The sequence below is a fragment of the Globicatella sp. HMSC072A10 genome, assembly GCF_001811625.1.
GTDB classification, from domain to species: domain Bacteria; phylum Bacillota; class Bacilli; order Lactobacillales; family Aerococcaceae; genus Globicatella; species Globicatella sanguinis.
The window spans coordinates 48,973-62,075 of record NZ_KV805633.1; the positions used below are offsets into that span (position 1 = coordinate 48,973).

Here is a 13,103-nt window from a genome sequence, read left to right on the forward strand (position 1 = left end):
ATGGATAAAGCATGGCTAAATAAGAAAGTTTCAAAATTTAAAGGTTATTATTTAGAGATTGTGGATGAGATTACAAAACAAATTGAAAGAGAAATTGAATATCTTTTCGATAACTGCAAAAAGAATCCTACTCAAGACAAACAATGTATAATTTTTAAGATTGACACTAGTATTGATTTAGGTGAAGAAGGATTCTGTTTGAGGGAACATGAGGATAATATATTTATAATAGCAAATTCATCGAAAGGTTTATTATATGGTTTATATAAAGTATATGAAATATCAATTTTAAACATACCATTTGAAAAAGAAACAAAATATATCCCAGACCAATCCATTCGAATGATTAACCATTGGGATAATATGGATGGAACAATAGAACGAGGCTATGCGGGTGAGTCAATATTCTTTAAAGATAACTCTTTTAGAAGAGGTTTTACATTGGTAGAAGAGTATGCAAGATTATTAGCATCGGTTGGTATTAACGCACTTTCAATCAATAATGTAAATGTTCATAAGATAGAGACTGAGTTAATAACAGAAAAATTTTTACCTGAATTAGTTATTTTAAATCAAATTTTTAATAGATTTGGTATAAAAATGTTCCTTTCAATTAATTTTGCTTCACCCAAGCGAGTGGGAAATTTAGATACTTCAGATCCTTTAGATGAAAATGTGATACATTTTTGGAAAGAAACAATTGATAGATTATATCGTTATATTCCAAATTTTGGTGGATTTGTAGTAAAGGCAGATTCTGAAGGAGAACCTGGTCCATTTACTTATAATAGATCACATGTAGATGGTGCAAATATGTTTGGTAGACTATTAGAAGAACACGGAGGATTATGTATCTGGCGTTGCTTTGTCTATAATAGTACACAAGATTGGAGAGATAGAAGTACTGACAGAGCAAGAGCTGCTTATGATCATTTTATGCCATACGATGGAAAATTTAACAATAATGTCATCTTGCAAATTAAATTGGGACCACTTGATTTTCAGGTGAAAGAGCCTGTTTCACCTTTATTTGGAGCTTTGAAAAAAACGAATCATATTATTGAATTTCAATTAACACAAGAGTATACAGGGCAACAAAAAGCAATATATTATCAAGTACCCGTTTGGAAAGAAGCTTTAGATTTCGATACGCAACACAACGGAGTAGGAAGTTTCGTAAAAGACATGATAAAAGAAAATTCACCTGTTAGCGAACATTCAGGAATTTGTGCAGTAGGTGTAGTAGGAACGGATAATAATTGGACTGGGCATAAGTTGATGCAAATAAATCTATATGCGTATGGACGCTTAGCTTGGAATAATAGTCTGACAACAGAAGAAATATCTAAAGAATGGGTAAAATTAACATTTAGTATAACTGACGAGTATTCGGAAATATTAGAAGAGATTTTGAATACATCTCGAGAAACTTACCAATTGTATAATGCCCCAAATGGTGTTGGCTTCATGTGCAGACCTAATCATCATTATGGGCCGGATATAGATGGGTACGAATTTGATCGATGGGGGACATACCATTTTGCCGATAGAAATGGTGTTGGTGTCGATAGATCAAAAACTGGAACAGGATATGTTGAGCAATATTCAGATGAAATATGTGATTATTATAATTCTTTAGAAACATGCCCAGATGACTTATTACTATGGTTCCACCACGTTCCATATACCCATGTGTTACAAGATGGAAAAACATTAATTCAAGATATTTATGATAATCATTTCGAAGGTGTAGAAAGAGTAAAGAAATATATCGAACAATGGAAAAACTTTAAAGATGTAGTTGATCACGTCGATTTTGAAAATATTTTGGACAGATTAAATGAACAATACAGGCTAAGTATTGAATGGAGAGATCAAATTAATACTTATTTTTATAGAAAATCAGGGATAAAAGATGAGAATGGACGAAAAATATATTTATAAAAGGAGAAAAATATGAAAATCATTAATCCAATTTTAAAAGGCTTTAATCCTGATCCTAGTATTTGTAGAGTAGGGGAAGACTATTATATAGCAACATCTACATTTGAGTGGTTTCCAGGAGTTCAAATTCATCATTCTAAAGACTTAAAAAATTGGCAGTTAATCAAACATCCAGTCGAAAGAGAGAGCCAGATAAATATGCGTGGAAACAGTGATTCTGGTGGTGTTTGGGCTCCAGCACTGAGTTACAGTGATGGAAAATTTTGGTTGATTTATTCTGATGTAAAAGTTGTTGAAGGAGATGTCTTCAAAGATGTAAATAATTATTTAATTACTTGTGACACTATTGATGGTGAATGGAGTGATCCCATTTATTTAAATAGCTCAGGTTTTGATCCTTCTTTATTCCATGATGAGGATGGGAAAAAATATTTAGTAAATATGGTTTGGGATTACCGCTCATACAATCATCGATTCTATGGAATTTCTTTACAAGAATATGATCATAAAAAGCAAAAATTAATTGGGGATTCTAAGATAATTTTTAAAGGGACAGAGTGGGGATTAACTGAGGCACCTCATTTATATAAAATTAATGGATATTATTATCTTTTAACAGCTGAAGGGGGAACTAAATACGAACATGCAGCGACAATTGCTAGAAGTGAAACAATAGATGGGCCTTATGAAGTTCATCCAAATAATCCATTGATATCTTCAGCTTTGCATCCATTTAATCCTCTTCAAAAAGCTGGCCATGCTTCCATTGTTAAGACTCATACGGATGAATGGTTTTTAGTTCATTTAACAGGAAGACCCATTAATAAGGCGAGTACGAGAGTTTCAGAATTTAGAGGATATTGCCCATTAGGTAGAGAAACTGCAATTCAAAGATTATATTGGGAAAATGATTGGCCATATGTTGAAGGAGGAAACTATCCTTCTCTAGAGATTAATGGACCTAAAATTAAAGAGGTTAAATGGAAAGACAATTATTTAGAAAAAGACGATTTTGAAGATTCCACCTTAAATATCCATTTTAATACGTTAAGAATACCTTTTAATGAGGAAATGGGTTCATTAACAGAACGACCTGGTTATTTAAGATTATATGGTGGTGGTTCACCACATAACCTATTTCAGCAATCAATGGTAGCAAGAAGATGGCAAAGTTTAAAGTTCAGAGCAGAAACATATGTAGAGTTTTCACCTAAAACATACCAACAATTTGCGGGATTAGTTAATTATTATTCAATAAAAAACTGGACATCCATTCATGTGACAATGAATGAAGAAAAAGGACGCATATTAGATATTCTTTCATGTGATCAATTTAAATTAAAGAACGAACTTGAAGGAAAAGAGATAGAGATTCCTACTTCACTTTCTGGTGTGTATTTAGCTGTTGATGTAGATGGATTGAGTTATAACTATTCATACTCATTTGATGGAATAAATTGGAATAAAATAGAGATTCAATTTGAAAGTATTAAACTTTCAGATGATTATGTTGAATCAGGCGGATTCTTTACCGGAGCATTCGTTGGTGTTCATGCTGTAGATTTAACTGGTCAAAAATTGCATGCAGATTTCGACTATTTTTCATATGTTGAAGAGTGACAGATATGAAGCATAATATTTTTAATGTTTTGGGATTTTTATTATCAGGGTTGTTTGTAATGAGTATTTGGGGACCTATGTACGATGAATTAGGATTAATTGGAGGAATGCTAGCTAGTGGTGTTATTATAGGACTATTTTGGAATATTAATCATAATATGAAACTGATTATGAATGAAGAAAAATTAAGTTTTATTGATATGGCATTAGGCATTGCCACTGCAGGTATTGTTCGAGATTTTTTACAAACGGGTGTGGATGGAGTATATAAATCATTTCCTACTTTTATAGTTGTCTTATTAGGTGGATGTATAGGCGGAATTATGGCATATACATCAGAAAGAGAAGAGATGAATTAATATGTCCGGAAAAGAAATGATTATAACATTTTTAGGTGCCATGATGTACTCCTTCATCATTAATAGATTTTTTAATGAATTTATTAAAGATAATGCTATTTATAATGGTTATTTCACATCTTTTTCCTTAATTGGCCTATTTTGGTTACTAAATCACGGTATTGATTCACATATGATAGTCCAAAGTGGACCAATTTGGATTGATATGGCTTTAGCAGCTGGGATAGGAGTCATGATAAAATCAATTTTTCAATTGAAAAATCAAAATCAAAATCTGAATATTTTTAAATTAATCAACTGGTCTTTATTAATACAAGCAATAGTTGGCGGTACGTTAGCTGGAATAATATTACACTTTATGAGGTAAAAATATGAAAATTCTAGAGATTTTAGAGACAGATTTATTTAAACAGACAGATGTGGATGGTTTAGTTGAAGGAAATATTGATCAAGAGTGTCAAAAAGTAGTGGTTACTTTTTTAGCAACTATGGATATATTAAAAAAATCCTTACAAATAGGTGCAAATTTTATTATTTCGCATGAGGGAATTTACTACTCACATGATAATAAAAAATTTTTAGAAAATAGCAAATTAGCACAAGAAAAACAGGACTATATTAAAAAACATAATTTAACTATTTACCGACATCATGACATGGTTCATAGGATATTGCCAGACACCATCACTGAAGGACTTGTAAAACAATTAGATTTAGCTGACAGAGTAATTACGCAAAGCTCGTATTATACCATTAGTGAAATTTCACCGACATATTTAAAAGAATATGTTGAAAAAGTTAAAGAATTCTTAGAGGTTTCAACCATAAAACATTTTGGAGAAGATAATCAAATCATAAAAAAAGTCTGTGTTCTTGTCGGCTACAGAGGTAGTTCAGATAATCTAATTCCTGTAATAGAAAATCAAGATGTTGATTTGATAATATATGGAGAAGGTCCGGAATGGGAAATTCCTTACTATATTAAGGATTACAATACTTTAAATTCTAACAAAAAATCTTTAGTTATTATTGGACATGAGGTAAGTGAAAAATATGGTATGCAAATGTTTATGCATAATTTAAAACAAAAATTTCCAACGTTAGAAGTAACTTATTTGTAAATGTTAGTGGAGGTGAAGAGAATGATTTTAACTCAAGAACTTGTAAAAAAACAAAATACAATATACAAACATCCTAACTTCGATATAGATAAAATGATTTATAATACGAAAAAATCACCAGAATGGATTCACTTTGGTGCGGGAAATATATTCAGAGCTTTTTTGGCAAACGCTCAACAAAAAATGTTAAATAAAGGATTAACGGATAGAGGGATTATAGTAGCTGAGGGATTTGACTATGAACTTATAGACTATCTAAAAAAGTATGATAATTTAACTATAAACGTGACTTTGAAATCAAACGGAGAAATTGAAAAAGATATTCTAGCTAGTGTAGCAGAATATTTAAAAATGAAAAGGGATGAAGATGATTTTATAAAATTAGTAAATTATTTTGAAAATCCAAGTTTGCAATTTATTAGCTTAACAATCACAGAAAAAGGTTATAAATTGTCTGATTCATCAGGAAATTATTTTCATAATGTAAAAAATGATTTTGAATCAGGACCAAATGGAACTGAAAGCTATTTAGGAAAATTAGTTAGTTTATTATATAAAAGATTTAAAAGCGGTCCATATCCATTAGCAATAGTTAGCATGGATAATATGTCTAGAAATGGAGAGACTTTAGAAAATTCCATTATGATGTATGCCAAAAAATGGGTAGAAAACAATTTAGTTGAGTCAGAATTTTTAAGATATTTAAATAATAAAAATTACATTTCTTTTCCATGGACAATGATTGATAAAATAACACCGAGACCTTCAACCCAAATTGCACAGAATCTTGAACATGATGGGTTTGAAGAGATACAACCAATTACAACAAGTCGAAACACATATGTAGCACCGTTTGTTAATGGGGAGGAAACGGAATATTTAGTAATTGAAGATTCATTTCCTAATGGTAGACCACCACTTCAAGAGGTAGGTATTATTTTTACTGATAGATCAACAGTTCATTTAATTGAAACAATGAAAGTTACTACATGTTTAAACCCATTGCATACAGGTCTAGCTATCTTTGGATGTTTATTAGGATATAATTCAATTGCAGATGAAATGAAAGATGTAGAGTTATTAAAATTAATTAACAGAATTGGGTATCAAGAAGGTCTACCTGTAGTTAAAGATCCAATCATTATTGATCCTAAAACATTTCTAGATGAGGTTATCATGGTTCGGCTCCCAAATAAGTTTATTCCAGATACCCCCCAAAGAATAATCACCGATACATCTCAAAAAATGAGTGTAAGGTTTGGTGAAACTTTAAAAAAATACTTGAATCAAGAGAAAAATTTAGAGAAATTAGTTGGTATACCCTTGGTTATTGCTGGTTGGTTGAGATACCTACAGGGAACGAATGATGAACTAGAGAAAATTGAACAAAGTTCTGATCCGTTATTAGAAGAAATTGAAAATATCTTTAGTGATCAGGATTATGATTCTGAAGAACATCTGAATAAAATTGATGGATTATTATCTAGGAAAGAAATCTTTGGCGTTGATTTGGTTCAAATAGGTTTATCTAATAGGATTAAACAGTATTATATGGAAATGAATCAAGGTACAGGATCTGTAAGAAGAACCTTGAAAAAATTTTTAGTATAAGAGGTGAAATGATGAAAATGTCATTTAGATGGTATGGAATAGGAAATGATCCGATACCATTAGAATATATAAAGCAAATTCCAGGTGTAAAAGAAGTTGTGTGGGCCTTGCATAAGAAAATGGCAGGCGAAGTATGGACTCAAGAAGAAATTCAAAAAGAATTAAAAGTTATTCATAAAGCAGGATTAAGTGGGAGTATAGTTGAAAGTGTAAATATTCATGATGATATTAAGTTAGGTCTACCCACTAGAGATCAATATATTGAGAACTATAAACAAACTTTAATAAACTTAGCAAAAAATGATGTAAAAATAGTTTGTTATAATTTTATGCCTATTTTTGACTGGACTAGAACGGATATGTTTCATCCTTTAGAGGATGGATCAACTGCACTTTATTTTGATAAGAATACTATTTTATCAATTCAACCAAATGAATTGTTAGATTTATTTAAACAAGGAGAAGGAGATTTGACTTTACCTGGATGGGAACCAGAAAGAATGGCCCGTATTAAAGAACTTTTTAAAGCCTATGAGGGTATTACTGAGGAAAAATTACGCGCTAATTTTAAATATTTTATAGATTCTATCATTCCGATTTGCGAAGAATGGGATATTAAAATGGCTATTCATCCTGATGATCCACCTTTTCCTATTTTTGGATTACCTCGTTTAGTAAGTAACAAAGAAAATATTCAGAAACTTCTAGATGTAAATTCTAGTAAGTATAATGGATTAACCTTTTGTACTGGTTCTTTGGGATCGAACACAAACAATAATTTGATTGAAATGATTAATGACTTCTCTGAGAGAATTCATTTTATGCATATTAGAAATGTAAGAGTCGATGAAACTGGTAGTTTTAGTGAGGTATCGCATAGATCAGAGGATGGTACAGTTGACATTATAGGAGTAATGAAAGCTTTATGCGAATCTAATTTTAATGGTTTTATCCGACCGGATCATGGAAGACATATTTTTGGAGAAAACGAGAGTAATGTAAGACCAGGGTATGGCTTATACGACAGAGCTTTAGGTGTCATGTATTTAAATGGATGTTGGGATACTTTAAAATTAACAACCAAGTAATACAATGCTGCAATAAATAAATTAAAAAATTAATTCTTCTATACAAAAGACAGCGTTACCATAATAATTACAAGTAGTAACAAAAGTTAGGAGGATACATAATGACAATTTTAGAGGAAACTTTTACACTGCATAATGGTGTTAAAATTCCTAAATTAGGATTAGGGACATGGCAATCAGCACCTGAAGATGCTTATAATGCAACGTTATTTGCTTTAAAAAATGGATATACCCACGTTGATACTGCGATTGTTTATGGTAATGAAACAGAGGTTGGTCAAGCAGTTAGAGATTCTGGATTAAAACGCGAGGACGTTTATGTGACGACCAAAGTGCCGGCTGAACGTAAAACTTATCAAGAAGCCAAAGAGAGCATTGAACAAGCTTTAAGAGAATTAGATTTAGAGTATATTGACTTAATGTTAATTCATGCCCCACGTCCATGGGCAATCATGCATGAAAATCCGGAAAAGTTGAATTATTTTGAAGAAAACCGTGAAGTGTGGCGTGCTTTAGAAGAAGCTTATGAAGCAGGAAGTATCAAAGCGATTGGGGTATCTAACTTTGATGTTAAAGATTTAGAAAATATTATGGAAGTTTGTAAAGTTAAACCGATGGTCAACCAAATTATATATCATATCGGGAATACCAACCCAGAAGTGTTAGCGTTTTGTAAAGCCAATGATATTTTAGTTGAAGGCTATTCACCGATTGCTACTGGACGACTATTAGGCAATGAACAGATTGAAAAGATGGCTTCTAAATATGGAAAATCAATTCCGCAAATTTGCATTCGCTATTTATTAGAAAAAGACATTTTACCTCTACCAAAATCTGTTCATGAAAAATATATTATTGAGAATGCGAAATTAGATTTTGAAATTGAAATAGAAGATATGGAATATTTAGACTCTATTCAATAAAATGCAAATTATTAGTAAGTTTTGATAAAAAATATAGGATATAAGAAAGCGCTCTAGTCACTTGAACGCAAAAATGATAAACTAATCTTCAAAGAGAGAAGGTTAGTTTATTTTGATGAAGGTGGGAAGAAAAATGAAAATACTCTGTTTTGATATGGGAGGAACAGCTGTCAAATATGGTGTTTGGGATAACGACAAGATAACGAATACTGGATCGTTTAAAACCCCAACAACTTGGGATGAAATGAAACAACAAATGGGACAAGTGGCAACTAAATTCGCTGATGTTGAAGGGATCGGTATTAGTTCGCCTGGTTCTGTCGATTCAAAATTAGGGGTGATCAAAGGCATTAGTGCCATTCCTTATATCCATAATTTTGAAATTGTTAAAGAATTGACAGAATTATTCAATAAACAAGTAACCATTGAAAATGATGCGAATTCAGCGGCTTTAGCAGAACTTTATTATGGCAGAGCAAAAGACTTAAACAATGTCGTTTTTTATATTATTGGTTCGGGAATTGGTGGAGCTGTTAGTATTAATAAACAACTTGTTAAAGGGGCGAATCTATTTGGTGGCGAAATAGGGTATATGTTAATGGATGGTCAAAAAACATTGAGTCAAATTGCTAGTCCGGTAGAAACAGCTAAACGCTACAATTTTGAATCCGGTAAAGAGTTATTCGACTTAGCAGCTAAAGGGAATGAACAAGCGAAGGTAGGTGCTGACGAAGTCTATGATACTTTGGCTAGAAGTATGTATAATGTGGCCTTAATGCTGGACCCTGAACTCATTTTAATTGGAGGGGGTATCTCACAAAGAGATGATTTTGTATCCCCCATCCAAGAAAAGCTTGACCATTATTTAAAAGCAAATGGTGCGGGTGATTTGAGGATTAAGATTGATCGTTGTGAATTTCTGCAAAATGCGAACTTAATTGGTGCGGCGGTTAATTTTGAAAATACAAAAGATTAGAACAAATAGGGATAAAACACCGCAAATTATCTGAAGAGTATTTATTTTATAAAGCAGTAGCAGATGGCAATGTGGGTGCGATAGATAAAAATTTACGAGCAAATAAATTTATTGAAGTTGAAGGCGTAGGTAAACTATCCAAAAATCCTTTAGTAGATATTAAATATCATTTTGTCATCACTACCGCCATGGTAATAAGATATTGTAGTAATTACGGAATGGAACCTGAACGCGCTTTTCGTTTAAGTGATTATTATATTCAAAAATTAGATCATTTAAAAACGGTAGGTGAAGTTCATGAGCTACATGATGAAATGGTTTGGGATTTTACTAATAAAATGCGAATGTTAAAAATTAGTGATGAGATTTCCAAACATGTTGTAGAATGTAAAAAGTATATTATACGCATATTCAGGATCGGATTTTAGTTGAGGTTATTGCATTGGAATTGGATGTAACACCAAGCTATTTGTCAAGATTATTCAAATCAGAAATGGGAATGCCTATCAGTAAGTACATTAATCAACAAAAAATAAAGTTGGCGATGAATTAATTACGGTCTTCTGATGAGTCCGTATTGGATATAGCGAACAAATTTTCTTTCTCATCACAAAGCCATTTTATCAAGCATTTTAAAGAATTTGTGGGTATTACACCTAAGAAATTTCGCGATAAATACTATATGACATTAGAAAAATAGTCAATAATGTGAGTGGAAGTAGGGAGGAAACCAATGAGTAACCAAGATAATGTAAGTGAATTAGTACAACATATAAATATTAAAGAGGGGATTTTAGGAGAAAAAAAGATTAATCCTAAAATGTCAGCATTACTGAGACAAGCAGCAGCAGAAAGTATTGTCCTTTTGGAAAATGAGGGTGTATTACCTTTAAAAGCACAAAGCAAATTAGCAGTTTTTGGACGTTCTCAAATAGACTATTTTTATGTAGGATATGGTTCTGGTGGAGAAGTCAATCCACCTTATTTAGTCAATGTTATTCAGGGATTAGAAGAAAAAGATTTAGTATTAAATCAAGTTTTAATAGAAAAATATCAAACTTTCTCTGCTAATAATATAGTAGAAGATGGTATTTGGGGACAATGGCCACGCTTCTTAGAGGAAATGACGTTATCGAATGAAGAAGTAAAGTCAGCTAGCGAAGATTCTGAAATTGCATTAATAGTGATTGGACGAGCGGCTGGTGAAGATCGTGAAAATGTCTTGGAAGAAGGTAGCTATTATTTAACTCAAAAAGAAAAGAAAATGATTGATCAAGTGACCCATTATTTTGAAAAAGTCGTCTTAGTTATCAATAGTGGAAATGTCATCGACTTATCCTGGACGGAAAACTATGCCTTTTCAGCTATATTATTTGCTTGGCAAGGTGGTATGGAAAGTGGCAATGCGATTGCGGATGTTTTGATGGGAGATGTGAATCCATCAGCTAAATTGCCGGATACGATTGCGCGCCATTACGAAGATTATCCAAGTGCTAAACAGTTTGGTCACGAAGAGTATGTAGAATATGTAGAGGATATCTATGTCGGATACCGTTATTTTGAAACATTCCATCCTGAGAAAGTTATTTATCCATTTGGTTATGGGTTAAGTTATACTCAGTTTGCTATGGATTCAGAATTATTAGTAAATGATAAAAGTGTGACGATTAATGTTTCTGTGACTAATATTGGAGAGATGCCGGGTAAAGAGGTGGTTCAAATCTATCATGAGCCTCCACAAGGAAAATTAGGAAAACCTAAACGTAATTTAATTGCATTTAAAAAAACAGAGCTTCTTCAACCTGGTCAAACAGAGAGTTTGAATTTTGAAATTAACCTACAAGACTTAGCTTCCTATGATGATAGTGGTGTAACAGGTCATCCATTTAGCTATGTTCTTGAGGCGGGAGAGTATCAATTTTATGTGGGCGATAGTCTAATAAACCTAGAATTGGTGGGCAATTATCATTTAGAAAAATTATTAGTAATTCAAAAATTGAAACAAATTGCCGCACCCGTAGAAAATTTTAATCGTTTAGTTGCTACGTTAGAAGATGGACAATTGGTTGAAACTTATCAACCCGTAACTTTACAAAAAGAATCAGTAAAGGAAAGAGTGTTGCAGCATCTGGAAAGTTTATCAGAAGTAAGTTCTGAAGAGACTTTCTTAGATACCGGTAAAACAGTATCAGAGTTGATTCATTCTTTTTCTAAAGAAGAGTTAGACGCCTTAACGCGCGGTGAAGGACCAATGAATAGCCCCTTTGGTCCGAAAGGGAATGCTGGAATGTTTGGTGGAACGATTGAATCATTACGTCAAAAAGGAATTCCACCGGTTATTACCACAGATGGTCCAGCAGGTATTCGCTTAAATTATTACGCTTCACTTTTACCTTGTGGTACTGCTTTTGCAAGTACGTGGAATTTAGAATTACTGAAAGTGATAGGGATTGAATTTGGAAAAGAATTAGTGGGCTTAGGTTCCGATATGATTTTAGCACCAGGGATGAATATCCATCGAAATCCTTTAGGTGGACGAAACTTTGAGTATTTTTCAGAGGATCCTTATTTAACAGGTAAAATGGCTGCAAGTTATGTTATCGGGGTGCAAAGCAATCAAGTTGCAGCTTGCCCAAAACATTTTGCATGTAATAACCAGGAAACAAATCGAAATTATAATGACTCGCGCGTATCGGAACGTGCTTTGCGTGAGATTTATTTAAAAGGGTTTGAAATTTGCGTGAAGGAATCTAATCCTTATTCAATCATGTCGTCATATAATAAGATAAATGGGGTATGGGCTCATTATCATTTTGATTTGGCAACAGAAATTTTACGTAATGAATGGGAATATCAAGGCTGTATCTTAACTGATTGGTGGATGCGAATGGCTAAAGATCCAAATTTCGAACATGTTGAAAACAATGCTTATCGGGTCAGAGCACAAGTTGATATTTTAATGCCTGGTGGAAAAGATTTTGTAACGAAGGAATGTGATGATTCTTTAATTCAATCGTTAGAGCATCTCGATGGTATTACTTTAAAAGAAGTGCAACATTCAGCTTTGAATGTTTTAAATCTGATACAAAAAATAAAAGGTTAGCTTAATTGAAAGCCTATCTGAATAAACCTGAGTTATATATTATTTATTGATTTTCTTAAAAAGAAGCTACTAATTTTAGTAAGAAAAATAGTAAACGACAGATTTTGGAGTGTTGTGATAAAACATTCTAAAATCCGTCGTTCTTTTTCGAATGTTTGTAAATGATTTACGTTTAATTGTTAAATTAGTATTTTAAGATCCAGTTTTCTTTATTAATACTATACAACCTTCTGTTTCGATAACTTTTGAGAGAATGGGCTAAAAACTTTAAAAATCAATTTAGTTCATCTGTTCGTTTTATAGCGTAGTGGTTGAGTGGCTTCAAACTTATAAAAGTTACAATAAGATTACCCAATTT

At 32.3% G+C, this 13,103-nt stretch carries 12 protein-coding genes; all 12 read left to right on the forward strand.

The features are described 5' to 3' along the window. The 12 genes from HMPREF2811_RS01810 to HMPREF2811_RS01860 all read left to right on the forward strand — a co-directional run bounded on the left by HMPREF2811_RS01810 (nt 1) and on the right by HMPREF2811_RS01860 (nt 12,745). A complete protein-coding gene (locus HMPREF2811_RS01810; RefSeq protein ID WP_071407851.1) occupies nt 1-1,944 on the forward strand; it encodes an alpha-glucuronidase family glycosyl hydrolase in 1,944 nt (647 codons plus the stop codon). A gap of 12 nt (nt 1,945-1,956) precedes the next feature. Continuing rightward, on the forward strand, nt 1,957-3,564 hold the full coding sequence (locus HMPREF2811_RS01815; protein ID WP_071407852.1) for a glycoside hydrolase family 43 protein: 1,608 nt from the start codon (nt 1,957-1,959) through the stop codon (nt 3,562-3,564). 5 nt (nt 3,565-3,569) lie between these two features. Next, the gene (locus HMPREF2811_RS01820; RefSeq protein ID WP_071407853.1) at nt 3,570-3,923 is read left to right on the forward strand and encodes a Lin0368 family putative glycerol transporter subunit; all 354 of its coding nucleotides are present in this window, start codon (nt 3,570-3,572) and stop codon (nt 3,921-3,923) included. Between the two features lies 1 nt (nt 3,924). Further along, nucleotides 3,925-4,290, forward strand: coding sequence for a Lin0368 family putative glycerol transporter subunit (locus HMPREF2811_RS01825; RefSeq protein WP_071407854.1), 366 nt, complete (start codon nt 3,925-3,927; stop codon nt 4,288-4,290). A gap of 4 nt (nt 4,291-4,294) precedes the next feature. Then, on the forward strand, nt 4,295-5,044 hold the full coding sequence (locus HMPREF2811_RS01830; RefSeq protein ID WP_071407855.1) for a Nif3-like dinuclear metal center hexameric protein: 750 nt from the start codon (nt 4,295-4,297) through the stop codon (nt 5,042-5,044). 21 nt (nt 5,045-5,065) lie between these two features. Next, on the forward strand, nt 5,066-6,655 hold the full coding sequence (locus HMPREF2811_RS01835; RefSeq protein WP_071407856.1) for a mannitol dehydrogenase family protein: 1,590 nt from the start codon (nt 5,066-5,068) through the stop codon (nt 6,653-6,655). An 11-nt stretch (nt 6,656-6,666) separates the two neighbouring features. Beyond that, nucleotides 6,667-7,743 carry a mannonate dehydratase gene (gene uxuA / locus HMPREF2811_RS01840; RefSeq protein ID WP_071407857.1) on the forward strand — a complete coding sequence of 359 codons (1,077 nt, stop codon included), beginning with the start codon at nt 6,667-6,669 and terminating at the stop codon, nt 7,741-7,743. A 101-nt stretch (nt 7,744-7,844) separates the two neighbouring features. Beyond that, entirely contained in the window at nt 7,845-8,666 is an 822-nt protein-coding gene (locus HMPREF2811_RS01845; protein WP_071407858.1) for an aldo/keto reductase, read from the forward strand. Between the two features lie 133 nt (nt 8,667-8,799). Continuing rightward, nucleotides 8,800-9,642, forward strand: a complete 843-nt coding sequence (locus HMPREF2811_RS01850; RefSeq protein WP_071407859.1) for an ROK family protein — start codon at nt 8,800-8,802, stop codon at nt 9,640-9,642. A 71-nt stretch (nt 9,643-9,713) separates the two neighbouring features. Next, nucleotides 9,714-10,070, forward strand: coding sequence for a hypothetical protein (locus HMPREF2811_RS11685; RefSeq protein WP_246829785.1), 357 nt, complete (start codon nt 9,714-9,716; stop codon nt 10,068-10,070). A gap of 149 nt (nt 10,071-10,219) precedes the next feature. Continuing rightward, nucleotides 10,220-10,342 (forward strand): helix-turn-helix domain-containing protein, encoded by a 123-nt coding sequence (locus tag HMPREF2811_RS11695; RefSeq protein ID WP_246829786.1) that lies wholly within the window; start codon nt 10,220-10,222, stop codon nt 10,340-10,342. Nucleotides 10,343-10,375: 33 nt separating this feature from the next. Then, nucleotides 10,376-12,745 carry a beta-glucosidase gene (locus tag HMPREF2811_RS01860; protein WP_071407860.1) on the forward strand — a complete coding sequence of 790 codons (2,370 nt, stop codon included), beginning with the start codon at nt 10,376-10,378 and terminating at the stop codon, nt 12,743-12,745. Nucleotides 12,746-13,103 lie beyond the last annotated feature (358 nt).